This window comes from Allonocardiopsis opalescens (assembly GCF_003002095.1).
Classification (GTDB): domain Bacteria; phylum Actinomycetota; class Actinomycetes; order Streptosporangiales; family Streptosporangiaceae; genus Allonocardiopsis; species Allonocardiopsis opalescens.
The window spans coordinates 380,626-399,457 of sequence record NZ_PVZC01000008.1; the positions used below are offsets into that span (position 1 = coordinate 380,626).

Annotated in this window: 18 protein-coding genes and 1 tRNA gene; 8 read left to right on the plus strand and 11 right to left on the minus strand. The window is 73.8% G+C overall.

Going from position 1 to position 18,832, the window contains the following annotated elements:
* The first annotated feature begins 176 nt into the window (after positions 1-176).
* Together CLV72_RS25400 and CLV72_RS25405 are read left to right on the plus strand one after the other, a co-directional pair.
* The gene (locus CLV72_RS25400; protein ID WP_106251175.1) at positions 177-539 is read left to right on the plus strand and encodes a YciI family protein; all 363 of its coding nucleotides are present in this window, start codon (positions 177-179) and stop codon (positions 537-539) included.
* On the plus strand, positions 536-1,756 hold the full coding sequence (locus CLV72_RS25405; protein ID WP_245930435.1) for an RNA polymerase sigma factor: 1,221 nt from the start codon (positions 536-538) through the stop codon (positions 1,754-1,756). The genes CLV72_RS25400 and CLV72_RS25405 overlap by 4 nt, the downstream gene beginning before the upstream one ends.
* A gap of 38 nt (positions 1,757-1,794) precedes the next feature.
* On the opposite strand, the gene CLV72_RS25410 is transcribed toward CLV72_RS25405, so the two are convergent.
* The 3 genes from CLV72_RS25410 to CLV72_RS25420 all read right to left on the minus strand — a co-directional run bounded on the left by CLV72_RS25410 (position 1,795) and on the right by CLV72_RS25420 (position 4,281).
* The gene (locus tag CLV72_RS25410; RefSeq protein ID WP_106251179.1) at positions 1,795-2,307 is read right to left on the minus strand and encodes a flavoprotein; all 513 of its coding nucleotides are present in this window, start codon (positions 2,305-2,307) and stop codon (positions 1,795-1,797) included.
* A 25-nt stretch (positions 2,308-2,332) separates the two neighbouring features.
* Complete coding sequence (locus CLV72_RS25415; RefSeq protein WP_245930436.1) at positions 2,333-3,487, minus strand: helix-turn-helix domain-containing protein; 1,155 nt, start codon at positions 3,485-3,487, stop codon at positions 2,333-2,335.
* Positions 3,488-3,717: 230 nt separating this feature from the next.
* Positions 3,718-4,281, minus strand: coding sequence for a TetR/AcrR family transcriptional regulator (locus CLV72_RS25420; RefSeq protein ID WP_106251184.1), 564 nt, complete (start codon positions 4,279-4,281; stop codon positions 3,718-3,720).
* Positions 4,282-4,330: 49 nt separating this feature from the next.
* Here CLV72_RS25420 and CLV72_RS25425 point away from each other — a divergent pair, with 49 nt between their 5' ends.
* Positions 4,331-5,581 (plus strand): flavin monoamine oxidase family protein, encoded by a 1,251-nt coding sequence (locus CLV72_RS25425; protein WP_211303111.1) that lies wholly within the window; start codon positions 4,331-4,333, stop codon positions 5,579-5,581.
* A gap of 42 nt (positions 5,582-5,623) precedes the next feature.
* Here the strand turns inward: CLV72_RS25425 and CLV72_RS25430 are convergent, their stop codons facing one another.
* Entirely contained in the window at positions 5,624-5,842 is a 219-nt protein-coding gene (locus CLV72_RS25430; protein WP_106251189.1) for a hypervirulence associated TUDOR domain-containing protein, read from the minus strand.
* A 368-nt stretch (positions 5,843-6,210) separates the two neighbouring features.
* Here CLV72_RS25430 and CLV72_RS25435 point away from each other — a divergent pair, with 368 nt between their 5' ends.
* Both CLV72_RS25435 and CLV72_RS25440 read left to right on the plus strand, forming a co-directional pair.
* Complete coding sequence (locus CLV72_RS25435) at positions 6,211-6,987, plus strand: DNA-formamidopyrimidine glycosylase family protein (protein ID WP_106251192.1); 777 nt, start codon at positions 6,211-6,213, stop codon at positions 6,985-6,987.
* Positions 6,988-7,185: 198 nt separating this feature from the next.
* Positions 7,186-7,671: an MSMEG_6728 family protein gene (locus tag CLV72_RS25440; RefSeq protein ID WP_106251194.1), complete on the plus strand. Its 486-nt coding sequence runs from the start codon at positions 7,186-7,188 to the stop codon at positions 7,669-7,671.
* A 191-nt stretch (positions 7,672-7,862) separates the two neighbouring features.
* Here the strand turns inward: CLV72_RS25440 and CLV72_RS25445 are convergent, their stop codons facing one another.
* From CLV72_RS25445 to CLV72_RS25460, 4 genes are all read right to left on the minus strand, one after another.
* A complete protein-coding gene (locus CLV72_RS25445; protein WP_342755691.1) occupies positions 7,863-9,440 on the minus strand; it encodes an ABC-F family ATP-binding cassette domain-containing protein in 1,578 nt (525 codons plus the stop codon).
* A gap of 757 nt (positions 9,441-10,197) precedes the next feature.
* Positions 10,198-10,270 (minus strand) — tRNA-Ala (locus tag CLV72_RS25450).
* 83 nt (positions 10,271-10,353) lie between these two features.
* Positions 10,354-11,301 (minus strand): S1 family peptidase, encoded by a 948-nt coding sequence (locus tag CLV72_RS25455; protein ID WP_211303112.1) that lies wholly within the window; start codon positions 11,299-11,301, stop codon positions 10,354-10,356.
* A gap of 221 nt (positions 11,302-11,522) precedes the next feature.
* Complete coding sequence (locus CLV72_RS25460; protein WP_106251202.1) at positions 11,523-12,230, minus strand: SDR family oxidoreductase; 708 nt, start codon at positions 12,228-12,230, stop codon at positions 11,523-11,525.
* 160 nt (positions 12,231-12,390) lie between these two features.
* Between CLV72_RS25460 and CLV72_RS25465 the strand changes: the two genes are divergently transcribed.
* Positions 12,391-12,618: a cation:proton antiporter regulatory subunit gene (locus CLV72_RS25465; protein ID WP_106251204.1), complete on the plus strand. Its 228-nt coding sequence runs from the start codon at positions 12,391-12,393 to the stop codon at positions 12,616-12,618.
* A gap of 74 nt (positions 12,619-12,692) precedes the next feature.
* Entirely contained in the window at positions 12,693-14,186 is a 1,494-nt protein-coding gene (locus CLV72_RS25470; protein ID WP_106251206.1) for a cation:proton antiporter domain-containing protein, read from the plus strand.
* Positions 14,187-14,195: 9 nt separating this feature from the next.
* On the opposite strand, the gene CLV72_RS25475 is transcribed toward CLV72_RS25470, so the two are convergent.
* Positions 14,196-14,789, minus strand: a complete 594-nt coding sequence (locus CLV72_RS25475) for a TetR/AcrR family transcriptional regulator (RefSeq protein WP_170141108.1) — start codon at positions 14,787-14,789, stop codon at positions 14,196-14,198.
* Between the two features lie 42 nt (positions 14,790-14,831).
* Between CLV72_RS25475 and CLV72_RS25480 the strand changes: the two genes are divergently transcribed.
* Positions 14,832-16,598 carry an MFS transporter gene (locus CLV72_RS25480; protein WP_106251212.1) on the plus strand — a complete coding sequence of 589 codons (1,767 nt, stop codon included), beginning with the start codon at positions 14,832-14,834 and terminating at the stop codon, positions 16,596-16,598.
* Between the two features lie 255 nt (positions 16,599-16,853).
* On the opposite strand, the gene CLV72_RS25485 is transcribed toward CLV72_RS25480, so the two are convergent.
* Positions 16,854-17,690 carry an imine reductase family protein gene (locus tag CLV72_RS25485; protein ID WP_106251215.1) on the minus strand — a complete coding sequence of 279 codons (837 nt, stop codon included), beginning with the start codon at positions 17,688-17,690 and terminating at the stop codon, positions 16,854-16,856.
* Between the two features lie 488 nt (positions 17,691-18,178).
* The gene (locus CLV72_RS25490) at positions 18,179-18,772 is read right to left on the minus strand and encodes a TetR/AcrR family transcriptional regulator (protein ID WP_211303113.1); all 594 of its coding nucleotides are present in this window, start codon (positions 18,770-18,772) and stop codon (positions 18,179-18,181) included.
* Positions 18,773-18,832 lie beyond the last annotated feature (60 nt).

Below are 18,832 nucleotides of genomic sequence, written 5' to 3' on the forward strand. Positions count from 1 at the left end.
CACTCGCTCCGTCGCTGTGCAGAATAGACCGCCGCCGGGCGGCCCCGTCCGGTCCCTCCGCGAACCCGGGGCGGTGAGAATTTTTTTCCGCCCCGATGTCGAATCGGGCCGCGGCCGTTCGTGTAGGGGGTGCGAGGCGGGCACAGGGCCGCCGACGATCCGACGAGGAGACGACGATGACGCAGCACTACCTGCTCAGCATCTACCAGCCCGGGCTGGCCGGGGAGGCGCCGCCGCCGGAGGTGCTGGAGCCGATCATGCGCGATGTGGAGGCGGTGAACCAGGAGATCCGCGCCGCGGGCGCCTGGGTGTTCTCCGGCGGCCTGCACCCGCCGACCAGCGCCACCGTCGTGAAGGCCCAGGGCTCCGACGTCCTCACCACCGACGGGCCGTACCTGGAGGGCAAGGAGCACATCGGCGGCTTCACCGTGATCACGGCCGACGACCTGGACGCCGCGCTCGAATGGGGCCGCAGGCTCGCCAGGGCGACCACGCTGCCGATCGAGGTCCGGCCCATGCAGGAGGGCAGCTGCGGGTGAGCCCGGACGTCGCACGCGTGTTCCGCGAGGAGCACGGCCGGGCGGTCGCCGTCCTGGTCCGCCTCCTCGGCGATATCGACCTCGCCGAGGACGCGGTGCAGGATGCCTTCGTCGAAGCCCTCCGGCGCTGGCCGGAGTCGGGCGTCCCGCCCTCCCCGGCCGGGTGGATCATCACCACCGCCCGCAACCGGGCGATCGACCGCCACCGCCGCGAGGCGGCGCGCACGGACAAGCACGCCGAGGCCGCCCTGCTGCACGAGCCGGCCGAACCGGTCGAGGAGGGGCCCGTGCACGACGACCGCCTCCGGCTGATCTTCACCTGCTGCCATCCGGCGCTGAACACCGCGGCGCAGGTCGCGCTGACCCTGAAGCTGCTGGGCGGCCTGTCCACGGCGGAGATCGCCCGCGCCTTCCTGGTCCCCGAGGCGACCATGGCGCAGCGGCTGGTCCGGGCCAAGGCCAAGATCCGCGACGCACGCGTCCCCTACCGGGTGCCCAGGGAGTCCGACCTGCCCGACCGGCTGCGCGCCGTGCTCGCGGTGGTCTACCTGATCTTCAACGAGGGCTACACGGCCGGCTCGGGCGAGTCCCTGGTCCGCGAGGACCTGTGCGCCGAGGCGGTGCGGCTTGGCCGGCTGCTCGCCGGGCTCATGCCGGACGAGCCGGAGGTCATCGGCCTGCTCGCGCTCATGCTGCTCGCCGAGGCGCGCCGCCCCGCCCGCACCGCCCCCGACGGCTCGCTGGTGCGGCTGGCCGACCAGGACCGCACCCGCTGGGACCGCGGGCTCATCGTCGAAGGCCAGGACCTGGTGCGCGCCTGCCTGCGCCGCGACCGCCCCGGCCCGTACCAGATCCAGGCCGCCATCAACGCCGTGCACAGTGACGCCGCCACGACCGCCAGCACCGACTGGCACCAGATCGTCCGCCTCTACGACCAGCTGCTCGCGTTCGAACCCACCCCGGTCGTCGCCCTGCACCGCGCCGTCGCAGTCGCCGAGACCGACGGCCCCGCCCCCTCCCTGGCCCTGGTCGATGCCCTCGACCTGGACGGACACCACCTCTTCCACGCCGTCCGCGCCGAGCTGCTGCGCCGCCTCGGCCGCACCGCCGAGGCGTCCGCCGCCTTCGCCCGGGCCGCCGACCTCACCGCCAACGCGGCCGAACGCGCCTTCCTACTGCGGCAGAGCGCGGCGGCCTGCGCGGACTCGGCGGACTGACGGCCACCGCCGCGGCGGCCTCCAGGGCGGAGACCGTCTCAACCGCCTGCCGGGAACGCCGCGGCGAGGGCGTCGGCGACCTGACGCCACCGGGGGAGCCTGTGGTCCGGGGCGCGCAGGAGGGTGACGTGGGGGACCTCCTCCAGGAGCCGGAGACTGCGGCCCCAGGCAGGGTGGCCGCTGAGCCCGTCCCCGGCCTTGGGCACGAGGAACGTGGGAACGCCCCGCCCGATCATTTCGCAGACGAGCGCGACGGCGAAGGTGTCCGTGATGCCGAGCGCGGTCTTGTTCGTGCTGTTGAATGACCAGGGGCAGGCCAGAACGGCGTCTGAGGGCGGCAGGCTCCGGCCGGCGCCGGGGCGGCGGAAGTCCACCCGCACCGGCTCCCCGGTCAGCGCCTCCAGCGCGTCGCCGTCGTGGAAGCGGACGCCCGTCGGCGTGCACAGGACGGTGACCTTCCACCCCTCGTTCTGAAGCAGGCGGACCAGGTCGGGGGCGGTCTCCTCCGGCGTGGCGGACGCGCCGGAGAGCGCGAGGTAGAGAGTTCCCATGCCGCCAGTCTGTCCGATGCCCGGTTCAGAGGTGCATGCGCGCTACGAGGCCCCGCAGACCCTCGGAGTAGACCCGCTGGCGGTCTTGCAGGTGGGTCGCGACGGTACGCGCGGACGGGTGGTACCGGGTCATCTGGGGAGCGATCCGCTCCGCCTCCAGGAGCCGGGCGAGCGCCGGTCCATTCCGGCCCTGCTCCGCGTGGACGCGCGACATGTCGATGAGGTGGTGTGATCGGCGCTCCCGGACCAAGCTGTTCAGGACGTGCGGTGGGATGGCCGCGTCGCGCCGGACCGCCTCGTCGTAGTCGCCCAACTCGGTCGCCACCGCCGCTCCGTGGATGAGGATGTTCCCGGGAGAGAAGTACGTGCTGTACTCATCCAGGTGCGGGCGTCCTGCCCTGGCGCTGATCTCGGCCGCCCGCTCGAAGTGGTCCCAGGCGCTTCCGGAGTCGCCCAGGCGCCCAGCGATGACGGCCGCCCGGAGATGGAGCGCCCCCGACACCTCCACGTCTCCCGGCCGTCCCTCCTCGATCATCGTCGTGCACCGGTCCAAGAGCCGGACGGCCGCTGCGAGGGCGCCGTGGTTGATGAGCACAAGAGAACGTCGCCAGGTGATGATGAGGGGCAGATGGGGGTCGCGCGCGAGCACCGCGAAGCGAGCCGCTTCCCTGAACATGGAGTCCGCCAGATCGCTGTACCCCAAGCGGCGGGACAGCTCACCGGCCGCGCAGGAAGCGTCAGACAACAGTCGCCACGCCCGTTGGGCGTTCGTGTCATGCGCGTGGAAGCTGAGTTCTTCCATGACCGCCGGGAGGAGCGTCCCAAGCCGGACGTGCTGCGCCAGTCGGCGGAGCCGCTTCGCCTCCTCCACCTCGGCCGCCAGGGTTCCCAGAGAGCGTGGAGGGCCCTCCAACTCGGGTGGCAGATCCGACCACGCCAGGGCGCGGCGCAGGTCGGGGATGGACCTGTGGACGCGGTCCGTCGACGGTGTATCGCCCCGGTAGGGCTGCCCGTACAGCTCGCCCATGTCCGCCTTGAGCGCGTCCGAGACCGCCGCGATGAACGCGGGAGTGGCGGCCTTGTGCCCGGCCTCGACCTGGGCGATGTGCGACCGGGAGTATCTGGTGCGTTGCGCGAGGCCCTGCTGGGTGAGGCCACGCCGCTTCCTGGCGCGGGCCACTCGCGCTCCGACGCCGCCCGACGGCCGTTGAGACCCTTGCTCGGTCACATGCCCGCCCTCCACTGTGGGGATGGAGGATTCCAGCGTAGGCCGTGGGGGGTATTCGCATCGGTCGTCTCGGGCAGCGAGCGTCGGATGCGGCGGTCTCCCGCACGGGCGCCGCACGCTCGGCTCCGGCTCCGGTCGGGACTCCCGCGCGGGGTCCGCCGTCCGGCCGCGTCCCGAGGCGCCTAGAGCCCGAGCGCCGCCCAGACGCGATCGAGCACCTGGTCGCGCCGGGCCGTGTCCACCGGTCCCTCCTCCTCGAACCTCGCGACGATCATGCCGTTGACGACCACGTCCACGGTGTCGGCGACGGCCTCGGGGGCCGGTACTCCGGACTCGGCCACGAATCCGCGCATGAGCGTGTCCCACCAGGCGTTGAACGCGTCCAGTTCCGCCCGCACCACCGGCTCGACCGGGGCGGCCAGTAGCAGGGCCAGCCAGAAGCGGTGCGCCTGGTCGTCCAGGTCCACGGTCGCCCAGCGCACCAGGGCCCGCAGGCCCGCCGCGCCGGACCGGCCGGCGATGGCCGCCTCCGCCTGGGACCTGCGCCCGGCGATCTCCCGGCGCACGGCATGGCGGAGCAGCTCGTCACGGCTGGAGACGTAGTGGGTGACCGCCGAGGTGGACGCGCCCACCTGTTCGGCGACGGCGCGGATGGTCACGGAGGTGAAGCCGCGGTCGGCGGCGATGGCGATGACCGCGTCACTCAGGGAGTCACGTCGGGACGCATGGTCGACCTGGCGGGGCATGCGACCAGCATAGCTTTTAATGCATCAGGCGTTGTGCAACACTTGTTGCATGGACGTGGTGGTCATCGGCGCGGGCTTCGCCGGTCTCGCGGCGGCCCGGGAGCTGCGCCGTAGCGGAGTCGACGTGACGGTGCTGGAAGCGGCGGAGCGGGTGGGTGGGCGCGCGCTGACCGTCCGGTCCGCCGGCGGTTCGGCGGTGGACCTGGGCGGCATGTGGATCGGCCCGGACCACACCCGGATGGCGCGACTCGCCGCCGATCACGGCGTGTCCACCTTCCCCACACCCACGCGGGGGAAGCCCGTGCTGCTGGACCGCGGCCGGGTCACCAGGTCCTTGCCGGCCCGCATCGTCGCCGGCGTCGCCCTGCTGCGCCTCCTCAAGCGGGCGCCCCAGGACGACCGGACGACGGTCGCCGACTGGCTGAAGGGGATCCCGCACCGGAGGGCGCGATCCCTGCTGGAGGTGATCGTCACGGGAAGCCTCGCGGCCGACGTCGACGAGGTGTCCCTGCACGCGTTCACCACCGGGGTCCACACGTCAGGAGGGCTCAGGTCGATGCTCGGCGTGGAGGGCGGCGCACAGGAGTCGCTGCTCACCGCGGGTGCCGGCGGACTCGCCGAGAGGATGGCCGCCGGACTCGACGTCCGGCTGGCCCGCCCGGTGACCGCGATCACCCGCACGCCCGACCACGTCGTGGTCGACACCCCGGGCGGCCCGATCCGCGCGGACCACGCCATCGTGGCCGTGCCGCCCCCGGTCGCCGCGGACATCCGGCACACCCCGCCGCTCCCCGCGGACCGCGCGGCGCTGGAGCGCGGTACCTTCATGGGCACCGTCTACAAGGCGATCGCCGTCTACGACACCCCGTTCTGGCGCGCGGCCGGCCTCAGCGGCGAGGTCACCGCCATCGATTCACCGGTCCCGGCGATCACCGACGTCTCACCGCCCGGCGGCCCCGGCCACCTCGCCGTACTCGTCCCCGGCCGGCGCGCCCGCGCCCTCGCCGCGATGACCCCGGGCGAACGCCGGAGCGCCGTGCTGCACGCCGCCGCCCGGGCGCTGGGCCCCGCCGCACACCACCCCGTGGAGTGGCACGAGAAGGCATGGCACGAGGACCCGCACGTACGCGGCGGCTACTCGGCCCTTCCCCGGGTGGGCGCCCTCGCCGCCTTCACCGCGCCGCCGGTGCCCGCGGGCCGGGTCCACTGGGCGGGCACGGAGACGGCCCGGACCTGGACCGGATACCTGGAGGGCGCCGTCGAGTCCGGGCTGAGAGCGGCGGGCGAAGTGCCGGTCTGACCGGCCCTGCCGTCCGGCCGCGCACCGGGGGACCGGCGCCCGTCAGTCGCCCCGCCGGCGCAGCGCGGACCGCTTGTGGACGGCCTCGCCACCGCTCTTGTCGCTGCGCACCAGGTACTGCGGTTCGTCTGCTGAGGCCCGGACGGTGCGGCCGGCGAGCTCCGTGTCCTGAGTGATCTTTCTCAGTACCTCGCCCTCGGCGGTTCCGCCGTGGCTGCTCCACTCCACCCGGTCACCCTTGCGCAGTTCGTCCTTCGGCATCGGTCCCCCACCGGTATCGCCTCGCGGCCGGGCATGGGCGGCGAGCCGCCCGCTCCCGGGAACGCCGCTCCGTCATGCGCCGCAGTTACCCGCCCTCGCGCGGGCCACGCGCGGCCGGCCGGACGAGCTCGCAGGTCGCCGGGGGGTTCGCCCCAGGCGCCGGGGGTAGCCCGCGTCGCATGACGACTGCGCGCCCACGGGCCGACACGTCCGTCGCCCGGCCGATCGAGTACCGCGCGGGGACTGTCTCCCGGCCTCCGACGGTCAGAGCCGGGTCAGCGGCTTCGTCGCGTACGTCGACACAGCGGCCTTCCTGAGGTCTGAGACCTCGGCCGGATGACCACGGGAACGGGGCAGGAGGCGACGCGGTGCCCGAAGGACACATCGTGCACCGGCTGGCACGTGAGCTGGCGGCCGACCTCGGCGGCCGGCGGCTGTCGGCGGCTTCGCCGCAGGGCCGGTTCGCCGCGGAGGCCGAACGGGTGGACGGCACGGTGCTGCGGCGCACCGAGGCGTACGGCAAGCACCTCTTCGTCGAGCTGTCGTCCGGCGATCGCATCCATGTCCATCTCGGCCGACTGGGCAAGTGGCTCCGCTCGGCGGAGGCGGGGCGGGCGCTCCCCCAGGTGCGGCTGCGCCTGGCGAGCGGCGGCGTGGCCTGGGACCTGATCGCGCCGGCCCGGTGCGAACTGGTGGACGCCGCCGCGGTGGCGGCCGTCGTGGACACGCTGGGTCCGGACCCGCTGCGCGCCGACGCGGACGCCGATGCCGCCGTAGCGGCGCTGGCGGCGGCACCGGGCGCCATCGGCGCGGCCCTGCTCGACCAGTCCGTCGTCTCCGGTGCCGGCAACGTGTTCCGCAGCGAGGTGCTGCACGCCGTCGGCATCGCGCCGAACCGGCCGTCCCGGGCGCTCAGCGCCGCCGAGGCCCGCGCGATCTGGACGACGCTGCACGGAATGATGGCGCGGGCGGTCGAAGACGGGCGGATCATCACGGTCGACGCCGCCGACCGGGCGGCGGTGCCCGAGGACGAGGCGCGCAAGGTCTACAAGCAGACCCGTTGCCGGGACTGCGGCGCCCCGGTCGTGACCGGCACGGTGGGCGGGCGCACGGCGTACCACTGCCCGCGCGAGCAGCCCGGGTGAGGACCGCGCCCGGCGCGCGGGCTCACAGAGCCGCGCCGGCGGCCGTTCCGACGACCCCACCGCCGTGCCGGCGGCGGGACGATCGATCCCAGGCCCACCACCGGCGCATTCGGGTCATACCGACGCGGGACGATCGCTCTCACGCCCGCCACCAGGGCTTTCGGGTTATGCCGACGCGGCCCGGGTACCCGCTGGAGCGTGCAGACCTTTCTGCCGTACCCCGACTTCGCGGAGACGGCCGCGGTGCTCGACGCGCGCCGGCTGGGCAAGCAGCGGGTGGAGGCGCTGCAGATCCTGCGGGGTCTGACGGTGCCCGGGTACGGCTGGCGGCACCATCCCGCGGTCAAGATGTGGGCCGGGTACGAGGAGGCCCTGGTCCGGTACGGGCTGGAGATCTGCCGGGTGTGGAGCGCCCAGGGCCGCGCCGACACCTGCGCCACCTCGCTCACCACCGAACTGGCGAGCCGGTGCGGTGTGTCCCCGGTGCGGCCGCAGCCAGAGCTGGCGGCGGCCCGCGAGCTGCCGCCCTGGCTGGGCGATCCGGCACTCCACGTCAGCCACCAGGCGGCGCTGCTGCGCAAGGACCCGGGCCACTACGGTCCGCGGTTCGACGCGGTCCCCGACGACCTGCCGTACGTCTGGCCGCCCTCGGACCGCCCTCCGGCCTGCCGGCCCTCGGAGTAGCGCGGGAGTCCGAGACCGTCCGGGCGGGTGACGGCGCCGGTTCCGTCCGCGAGCGGCGTGGCCGGGCGGACGTGCCGGCGCCGCTCCGCCGGCGTCCTCCGGGACACGAGGGTCCCCGAGGACGCGGGCCACGGCCATGGGCGAGCACGCCGCCGGTGCAATGGCGGCACGCTCGGCCCCGGTCGTCGCGGTCAGCGGGCGTCGGGCGCGGCGGCCTCGGTCAGCCGCCCGTCGTCGAGCCGCAGCAGCCGCCCGACGTTGATCTCGGCCAGGAAGCGCTCGTCGTGGCTGACCACCACGAACGCGCCCCGGTAGGCGTTGAGCGCGCTCTCCAGCTGCGCGATGCTCACCAGGTCGAGATTGTTGGTCGGCTCGTCCAGCAGCAGCAGCTGCGGGGCCAGCTCGGCGTACAGGACGCAGGCGAGGGTGGCGCGCAGCCGCTCCCCACCGGACAGCGCGCCGACGGGGAGCTGGACGCGCGGGCCGCGGAATAGGAAGCGGGCCAGCAGGTTCATCCGCTCCGCCCGGGGCATCGCGGGTGCGAACTCGGCCAGGTTGTCGGCCACCCCGCGGTCGAGGTCGAGCAGGTCGAGCCGCTGGGACAGATAGGCGGCCCGCCCCGCGCGCCGCAGCTCCGCCGCGCCGTCCGGCTCCAGATCGCCGTTGACGATCCGCAGCAGGGTCGACTTCCCGGCCCCGTTGGGCCCGGTCAGCGCGATGCGCTCCGGCCCCCGGACCGCCAGGTCGAGACCGTCGCCGGCGTAGAGGTCGCGGCCGCCGCGCCGGACCTGGAGCCCTTCGCCGAGGAACACCGTGCGCCCGGCGGGCACGTCGGTGCCGGGCAGTTCGAGCGAGATCCGCTGATCGTCACGGCGGGCCCGCTCGGCCTCGTCCAGCCGGGCCTGGGCGGCGCTCACCCGCGCGGAGTGCATCTCGTTCGCCTTCCCCGCGGAGTTCTGCGCGTCGCGCTTCATCGTGCCGGCGAAGATCTTGGGCAGCCCGGCGCTGCCCAGATTGCGGGCCGCGTTGCCCGCCCGGCGCGCCGCGCGCTCCCTGGCCTGCTGGAGTTCGCGCTTCTCCCGCTTCAGCTCCTGCTCGGCGTGGCGGACGTTCTTCTCGGCCGCCTCGCGCTCGGCCTGGACGGCCTCTTCGTAGTCGGTGTAGTTCCCGCCGAAGAAGCGGACGTCGCCGCGGTGCAGTTCGGCGATGCGGTCCATCCGGTCCAGCAGCGCCCGGTCGTGCCCGACCAGCAGCAGGCACCCGTTCCAGTCGTCCAGCACCGCGTAGAGCCGGCGGCGCGCCTGCGGGTCGAGGTTGTTCGTCGGCTCGTCCAGCAGCAGGACGTCGGGCCGCGCCAGCAGCCGCGCCGCCAGCCCGAGCGAGACGATCTGCCCCCCGCTGAGCGTGTCCAGCCGCCGCCCGTACTCCAGCCCGCCGAGCCCCAGCCGGTCCAGCTGCGCACGGGTCCGCTCGTCGATGTCCCAGTCGGTGCCGATCGTCGTGAAGTGCTCCTCGCTCACATCGCCGGCCTCGACCGCGTCGATCGCCGCCAGCACCGGCGCGATCCCCAGCACCTCGGCCACCGTCATCTCGGCCGCCAGCGGCAGCGTCTGCGGCAGATACCCCAGCGTCCCCTCCACGGTGACGCTCCCCGCGCGGGGCCGCAGCTCCCCGGCGATCAACCTCAACAGCGTGCTCTTCCCCGCCCCGTTGGGCGCCACCAGGCCGGTCCGCCCACCGGGCACGCTGAACGACAGCCCTTCGAACACCGGCGAATCGTCCGGCCAGGAAAAAGACAGATTCGAGCACACGACAAAAGCACGAGACATCGAAACAGACCTCAAAGAGTGGAAGCGCGCGCACCAGGCGCCAACGCGGCAACAGGGACCAGAAAACGACAAAAAGACCGCCCGGCGAACCAGCGGCGGCCCCAGGGCCTGTCACCCTGAGATGTCGTCGTCCCCTACCACGTCAGTCCTCCAAACCGAGATCACCAGCCTGCACCCTACCCGACTCCCGTCCCCCAAGCCCGGACCTCACCCCCGATCCGACGTCACCGGCCTCCACCCCCACAACGCGAGGCCAGACCTCAACCCACCCCGGTGGCAAAGGACGCAGCCCCACACGCGAACAACGGTGCCCCGCCCACCAGGTTGAGTCCGCCCCACACCGTGGAGGCGAGACCTCAACGACACGCGCCGGGGGCAAGGGGCACAGCCCCACACCCGCGAACAACGGCCCATCACCCACCCGATTCGATCCACCCCACATCGCCGAGATGAGACCTCAAGAATGTGCGGGGGCAAGGGGCACAGCCCCACACCCGCGAACGACGACCGGTCGCCCACCAGATACAACGAACCCCACATCGTTGCGGTGAGCCCGAACGATGTGGGGTGGCGGGGGTCCAGGGGGGCGGCAGCCCCCCTGGTGTGGGGGGCTCCGGGGGGCCATGCCCCCCGGACCAACACAAACAGACGACCCCGCGAGTTGGCCAACGGCCAACGAGCAGGGTCGCCCAGAGGATGGAGCTACGGGGATTCGAACCCCGGACCTCTTGCATGCCATGCAAGCGCTCTACCAACTGAGCTATAGCCCCTTGCGGTGGTCCAAGCGTACCGGAGGTTGGGGGGCGTCTGGACCGGGTGGCCCGCCCGGCCCCGCGGCCGGGCGGGCTTGGGGTCAGCGCTGGTCGGCGGGGGTGTTGATCTGTTCGGCGATGTCGTCGGCGTAGGTGGTCACCCGGGTGTAGGCGCCGGGGAGGCCGGGCCTGGCGCAGCCGGCGCCCCAGGAGACGACGCCGGCGAGGGTGTTGTCGATGATGAGAGGGCCGCCGCTGTCGCCCTGGCAGCTGTCGACGCCGCCCTCGTCGTAGCCGACGCAGAAGTAGGACTCGATGTCGTACAGGAAGCCGGCTTCGGCCAGGGCGTCGGTGCACTGCTGGTCGTCGACGGTGGGGGCCTGGGCCTGGCGGAGTATCGGGGAGCCCTCGCCGGAGCCTTCCCGGGTGTCGCCCCAGCCGAGGACGCGGCTCATGGTGCCGGGCTCGTAGAGGTCGGTCTGGTCGGGGGCGGCGTAGGCGATGGGCCGGTAGGGCATCTCGCGGTCCAGGGTGAGGACGGCGATGTCGGCGGGCGCCTGGACGTAGGGTTCGTCGGCGTGCGGTTCGTCGCGGCGGGGGGCGGGCGGGGCCGGCTCTTCCGTGGTGGTGGCGTCGGTCTGGGCGGCGGCCTCGAGGTAGTCGGGGTGCACCCAGATGTCGACGACGTCGCGCACGGTGCCGGCGTTGGTGCGCAGGTCGGTGCGGCCGCCGATGACCTGGACGTCGGAGGGGGTCACGAAGTCGGCGCAGTGCGCGGCGGTGACGACCTTGTCGGACGCGACGAGGGTGCCGCCGCAGGCCTGCGCGGACGGGCTGTCGGGATAGAGGTCGGGGTAGCTGATCGCGACGACCCACGGGTAGTCGTCGGTGCTGGCGGGGCCGCCGCCGACGATCATCGGTTCGTGGGTGGGCCCGGCGTCGGGGCTGTCGGCCGCGGCGGCCGCGACCGGTGCCGCGGCGCCCGCGGCCAGTACCGCGAGCAGGCCGACGCCGGCGAGGAGCAGGCGGCGCGGGGATGTCGTTCGCATGGGGGCGGCCCTCATTTCCTGATGTTCCGTCACAAGAACCCGGCGAGGACCGCCGTTCGATGATTACCGAGCGGAGCGATCCGGTCACCGACGACAACTTTGCCAGTTCGGAGCCGTCTTCGCCCGCCCGCCGCACAGACAAAGCCGAACTTTCCTGACCGACAGTGGTCATCGCGTCACGGACAGCGCGGGCCGCTGCGCCGCCGCGCCTGTCACGGCGCTCAGAGCTGCGGCGCCTGCCCCACCGGACGGATCAGGATCTCGTTCACGTCGACCGCGGGCGGCTGCCCGACCGCGTACAGCACGGCCCGCGCCACGTCGGCCGGGTCGAGCTTGGGGTCGCCGGCCCGGTCGGCCGGGATGCCGCCCGTGTCCACCAGGCCCGGCAGGACCAGGCTCACCCGCACGCCGGTGCCGACGCACTCGGCGCGGATGGACTGCGCCAGGCCGGTCACGGCCCACTTCGTCGCCGCGTAGAGGTTCCCCGGCCGCACACCGCGGCCCGCCGCAGACCCGGAGATGACGAAGTGCCCGCGACTTCGCACCAGCTCGGGCAGCGCGGCGCGCGCCGCGATCGCCGGGCCGTAGACATTGGTGAGCACCATCTCCCGCCACTCCGGCGGCGGCGCGCCCCGGGTGCCCAGGAACGAGGTGTCGACGCTGACGCCCGCGTTGGCGAAGGCGACGTCGAGCCGGCCCCAGGTCCGCACCACCAGCCCCACGGCCTCGCGCACGGAGTCCCAGTCGGCGGCGTCGCAGGGCACGGCCAGCACCCGGTCGGGCGCCGCGATCTCCTCCGCCAGCCGGTGCAGTCCGGCCGCGTCGCGGGCCAGCAGCGCGACGCGGTGCCCGGCGCCGGCGGCGAGCCGCGCGGTGGCCGCGCCGATGCCGCGCGAGGCGCCCGTGATCAGGAAGGTTCCGCCGTCCACCGGGGCAGCGTAGCGCCGGGTGGAAGGCCGGTGGCAACGGTGCTCCGAACGCGTAAGGTGTGGGTGTCGAGGGCCGTCGAGAGATCCCCGTCACTCGGGGAATTGCGCCGCCGTCCTTCGCGGCTGTAGATCGCGGACCCAGGAATTCGGGAGTAGTGCCATGGGGCAGGGCGTCCACGTACAGGAACTGATGGGCATCGGCAAGCGCTACGACATCGACACCGGCGACCGCTCCACCCGCGTCTCGGTCGTCGTCCGGCGCGACGGCACCCGCGACCTCTACGTGTTCACCTCTGACTCCGAGGAGCCCACCGCGGTGCTCGAGCTGGACGAGGAGCACGCCCGCAAGATCGGTGCCGTGCTGGCCGGTACCTTCTTCGAGGCGTGAGCCAGATCCCACCGCCGGCGGGCAAGGTGTCCGCTCCCCTCGTTCCTTCCCTGATGACGTGAGGACGGACGACCATGCACGGTGAGCTGCTGAGCCTCGGTGCACTGATCCTGATCGCCGCGCTGATCGCCCGGCTCGGCCGCCGCTTCGGCCTGCCCACGGTGCCGTGCTACATGATCGCCGGCATCGTCTTTGGACCCGGCACCCCCGGGCCCACCCTGATCGAGCACCCCGAGGACCTGAGCCTGCTGGCCTCCCTCGGCCTGGTGCTGCTGCTGTTCCACCTCGGCGTGGAGTTCCCGGTCGAGCAGGTGCTCGGCAGCGGGCGGCGGCTGTTCGTGGCGGCCGGCTGCTACATCGGCCTGAACGTCACGGCCGGCCTGGTGTTCGGGCTGGCGCTGGGCTGGGGCGTGCCCGAGGCGCTGGTGCTCGCCGGCGCGCTCGGCATCTCCTCGTCCGCGATCGCCACCAAGCTGCTGATCGAGATGCGCCGGCTGACGAACGCGGAGACGCCGGTCATCCTGGGCGTGATCGTCATCGAGGACCTGTTCCTCGCCTTCTACCTCGCCCTGCTGCAGCCGGTGCTCTCCGGCGCCGAGTCGCCGCTCCTACTGGCCAGGGACATCGGCATCAGCTTCGGTTTCCTGGTGCTGCTGTTCGCGGTGGCCCGCTACGGCGCGCGGCTGATCGGCGCGCTGATCCACAGCCACGAGGACGAACTGCTCGCCATCGGCATGGTGGGCCTGGTGGCGCTGGTGGCGGGACTGTCGGCCGACGTCGGGCTCTCCGACGCGATCGGCGCGCTGATGATCGGGCTGGTGGTCTCGCGCACCTCGGTGCGCGACCGGGTGGAGCGGCTGGTGCTGCCGCTGCGCGACGTGTTCGCCGCGGTCTTCTTCGTCGCCTTCGGCCTGAGCATCAACATCGCCGACCTCGGCCCCGTCGTGGTGCCGGTGCTGATCGCGGTGGTGCTGACCGTGCTCACGAACGTCACCTCGGGCTTCATCGCGGCCCGCCTGTACGGCTTCAACCAGCGCGCGGCCGCCAACATCGGGCTGACGGTGCTGGGCAGGGGCGAGTTCTCCCTGATCCTGGCCACCCTCGCGCTCGCCGCCGGGCTGGACGAGCGCGTCGGCCCCTTCGTGGCGCTGTACGTGCTGATCCTGGCCGTGCTCAGCCCGCTGCTGGCCTCGCAGTCGCGCTACCTGGCGCGGGTGATGCCCGACCGGCTGCTCAACCCGAACTGGCGCTACGTGCGCGAGGAGACGATCAGCACCGCCTGCACCCATCTCGACCAGATCCGGATCGAGAACACCGACATCGACTACTGCCAGGCGTGCGGGGAGGACGGCGAGTGGGTGGAGCTGCGGCTCTGCACCAGCTGCGGCTTCGTCGGCTGCTGCAACGACTCCCCCAACCGGCACTCCGAGGCCCACTTCCGGGAGACCGAGCACCCCATCATCGAGTCACTGCAGCCGGGCCAGGGCTGGGAGTACTGCTACGTGGACGAGACCCTGGTCCGCGAGCCGATGGGCAGCAACCGCTCGGAGAGCCGCTCCGAGAACTGAGCGCCGCGGCTACCCGGCCGCGAGCCCGTCGAGCCAGCCGCGCACGACGGCGCGCAGCCGCTCGGGCGGCATGCGGTCGGGGAAGCTCACGGCCTGGAGGGTGACGCCGTCGAGCAGCGCGCTCAGCTCGGCGGCGGCGGCCTCGGCGTCGGTGTCCGGCACCGCCTCGCCCGCCTGGACCAGGCGGTCGACCGCCTGCCTGCACAGGGCGAGGGCCTCGTCGTACATCGCGGTCACCGTGTGCCGGTACTCCGGTACGGCGCGGGCCTGCACCATGTAGGCGAGGACGACGCGGTGCTCCTCGCGGCTGGCGTCGTCGAGCGGGAGCAGCGCCCACATCATGTCCTCGATGACCTGGCGCGGCGGCCGGCCGCGGTCGACCTTGGCCAGCCGCGCCTCCATCCGCTGGTCGATCAGCTCCAGCGCGTAGGCGCGCAGCGCGCTCTGGGAGCTGAAGTAGTGGCGCAGCGAGCCGGCCGAGAGCCCCGCCTCGACGGCGACGGCCCGCACCGAGGCCGCGCCGAAGCCGTCTCGCACGATGACCCGCCAGACGGCCTCGGCGACCGCCTGCCGCCGCTGCTCGGCGTCGACCTTCCGTGGCACAGCCCCTACTATATGGCACACTCGTACTAGTACACTCGTACCATGACCGAGGCTCCTCCGCGCACCGAGCGGCCCGCACGCGAGCGGCGCGCTCTGCTGAGCGCCACCCTCACCGCCGGAGCCGCCGAGGTCGTCGACTTCATGCTGCCGCTCTTCGCGGGGGTCGGGCTCGGCGCGTCGGCCACCGAGATCGGCGTGCTGCTCGCGGTGGAGCTGGTGCTGTCGGTGCTGGTGCGCCCGCTCGCCGGCGTGCTCGCCGACCGCCACGAACGGAGCACGGTCGCGGCGGTCGGTGCGGCGCTGTACGCCCTCGCCTGCGCCGGCTACGCCCTGGCGCCCGGCTTCGGCGCGGCCCTGGGCGCGGCCGCGCTGAGCGGCGTGGGCGGCGCGCTGCTGTGGGTGGCGCTGCGCGCCCTCGCCGGCGAGCGGCTGGGCGAGGACTCCGGCGTGTTCGCCCGGCTCGCCGCCGCCGAGTCCACCGGCGGCTGGGTCGTCTTCGTCCCCGCCCTGTTCGTCCAGTCCGCGGTGGGCTACCAGGGCATGTTCCTCGGCCTGGCGGTCTGCTGCGCCTGGGCGGCGGCCGCGCTGCTGAGCGCCCCGCGCCGTGCCGCCGGCCCCGAGGAGGCCGAGCCGCCCGGCGACGCCGCCGACCCCCGCGCCGCCGCCGCGCTCGGCTTCGGCCCGCTGGGCCGCCGGCTCGGCCCGATGCTGGCCGCCGTGGCCGCCACCATGGCGGCGGAGGCGGCGATCGGCCTGCTGCTCCTGCTGCACCTCCAGCGCGGCTTCGGCCTGGAGCCGATGCAGGTCGCCTACGTCTTCCTGCCCGGCGCGATCGCGATGAGCGTGCTGCCCGAGTACCTGCACGTCCTCGTCCGCCGCTTCGGGCGGCGGACGATGCTGGCCGCGTCATCGGTGGCCAGCGCCCTGTTCGCGGCCGGCCTCGCCATCGCCCCGAACCCGGTGGTCATCGCGGTGCTGTGGGTGCTGTCCGGGGTGGCCTGGGCGGTGGTCATCCCGGTGCAGCAGGCGGTGATCGCGGAGGCGGCCGGGCCGCGCCGCCTCGGGCGCGGTCTGGGCCTGTACGAGTCCGCCTGCCTTGTCGGCGCGCTCTTCGGCTCGCTCGGCGCCGGGGCGCTCTACGACTTCGGCTCGTGGGCCTGGGCCGCCGTCGTCTGCGCCGCCGTCATCCTGGCCGGCGCGGTCATCGTGCCGCGAGCCGTGCGCGCCCTCGGCGTCCCCGACATCCCGTCCGAGCCACCGCCCGTTGAGGAGCCGGCGGACGGTCCGGAGGAGGCGGAGCCGGCGGCACGGCCGGCCGGCGGGACGGGCACGGACGCGGCCACCGCTCCGGAACCGGTAGGCGCCCGCCCGCCGCAGCAGGCCGGCACGGCCGACCCGCCGCTCGGCGGCGCCGCTCCGCCGCAGCGGGCCGGGTCGGCCGACACGCCGCCCGGCGGCGGCCCTCCGGCCGACACCCAGGCATCGCCCACCGACTCCGAGCAGGCCCCGACCGCCACCCCCACCCGGCTCCTGCTCGTCCTCGGCGCGCACACGGCGGTATTCGCCGCGGCCATCGCCCTGGCCCTGCTTCTGGTCCCCGGCATGACCGCCAACGCCCTGTTCGGCGTCAACACCGGCGGCCTCGACGTCCTGCTGCGCGACCTGCTCACCGGCCAGGGCAACCTGTCCGACCTCGTCGCCCTGCTCACCCGCGTCTGGATGGTCGCCTACGCCATCGACCTGGTGAGCACCCTCTGGAAGGCGGGCGCCGCCCTGGCGCGCCGCCGCCGAGAGCATGGCCGGCGTTGACCCGCCTTCGCCGATCCCGGCGACGCCGCCCGACCGCCGGACCGACCGGGGCGTCCGCGGATCCCGTTCCGGTCGAGAAGCTTGCGCAGCGCTCGCCGGTCAGGCCGGCGCCGGATCACCTTCACCGATCCGGCACGGCCGTCCTGCCCGAAGAGCCCATGCGACGCGCGTCCGTCCGTCAGCCTCGAGCGCTTTCACCACCCCGGCACGACTGTCCCGACCGGGACACCGACGCGGCGCAGGCCGACCCGGCGGTCAGCGCCGGATGACCTCCACCAGGCCGGCGAAGCTCTCCCGGCCGCGTCCGGCCGCGATTCCGCGCGCCGTCAGCGACTGCACCAGCCTCGGCAGCGCGGAGTCGACGCCCCGCTGCTCGCTGGTCCTGACCAGGTGCTCCATCAGCGGAGCGTCCAGTTCCAGCCACTCCTGGTCGCCCGGATAGGCCCGGTCGTCGATCTGCCCGGCGTAGCCCTCGATCACGTCGGCGACCGTCGTCCGCAGCCAGTGCGTGAGCAGCGGCGTCAGCGTGCGCGCGCCCACACCGTCGGTGCCGAGCAGCGCCGCCGTGTGCAGGTATCCCGTCAGCGTCGCCCAGGCCAGGTTCAGCATCGCGAGATCGTAAAGGGACGCCGTACCGGGGTCCGCCCCCAGGTAGGTGGCGCCGCCCAAGCGGGCCAGCACGGTTTCCCGGTCGCGGAACACCTCGGCGGCACCGCTGTAGACCAGCACCGTCTCGGGCTCACCGACGTGTTCGGGATGGCCCATCAGCGCGCCGCGCAGGTACCGGCCGCCATGGTCGGCCACCCGTTCAGCCGCCTCGCGCGCCTCATCACCGGTCCCCGAGGTGAGGTCGACCACGTCGCGCCCGGCGAGCCGCCGTCCGGCCCGGTCGAGCAGACCGAGCAGCGCGCCGTGGTCCTCGGCGCATACCACCACGAGCCGCGCACCGGGCGGCAGCTCGACCGCCCCCGCCGCCACCGGCAGGGCGACCGCGCCGCCCGCTTCCGCCAGCACCCGGCCCACCGCCGCGCCCCGCGCGTTGTCGCCGCCGACCACCGCCACCGCACCGGATCCGTCCGTCCCCGTGTCCATCCGCCGCCTCCTTCTCGCCGGTCCGCGCACCGCGGACCGATCCATCAACCTACGAAATGTAACTTACGTTATGTAGGTTAGCGGCACGACAAGCGGCCTCGGAACGGGGTCGCCCGACCTCCGAAGCGCAGGCACACGCCGCCCGCGGCTTCAGGACACCGTCGCAACGATGAGGCCGCGCTAACGGAGGCGAGCACAGGGGATGATCGCGTCCCGCTTCGACCAGCAGCCGGAACGGACGGCCGGACCTGCAGAGCGGAGCGACCACCGCGCTCCGCCCCGTACCAACAGTCCGCCGGGTAGGACACGGTGAGGATGCGGCGCCGGACGCAAGCGGGACGGAGCGCATGCGGCGCGGGACGCGAGCCGGACGGGGCGGCTGCGGCACGGGACGGAAGCCGCATGGGAAGCGGCGCGGAACGGAAGCGAGGAGGGAAACTCGGGGGAACGCGGCGCGAGAGAACGCGAACAGACAGAGAGCAGCCGGATCAGCGCCTCCGGGCGCCGTCCGGCGCGGTGAGGGCGCCGACGATGATCTCGGTGGACGCCGCCACCGCCTGGTCGCGGCTGACCCGCCCCGAGGCCGCCGCCCTGGCCAGCCCGTCCACCGTGCTGAAGACCCCGATCAGCAGGGCCAGATCAGCATCCCGCGACAGCGGCCGGTACGGCGCGAGCGCCGCCCGGAACTCCTCGATGTAGAACTCCTGCGAGCGCGACCTGACCTCGCGCGTCCGCGGGTTCCCCGACAGCGCCGCCAGCACGTCCTCGCACTCAGGCCCCGCGTCGAGCACCCCGTCGACGTACGCCCCCGCCAGCACCGCCGCCACGTCCTCCAGCGACCGCCCTCCGGTGCGCAGCGCCGCCCGGATCGTCCGCCCGATCCCTTCGTCATAAGCCGCGTACAAGGCCGTCAAGAGCCCTTCCCGCGTACCGAAGTGGTCGTACACCACCGGCCGCGACACCCCGGCCCGCTCGGCCAGCCGAACCAGGGTCAGCGCGTCGGTCCCCTCCCCGCGCACCACGTCCAAGGCCACCCGCAGCAGCTGCTCCCGCCGCTCTCCCCGCGGCAACCTCGCCCCCACGGCACCTCCCCGTCCCGACCGGCCACCCGAACCCTACGCCGCCGCACCGGACGGGAGGCG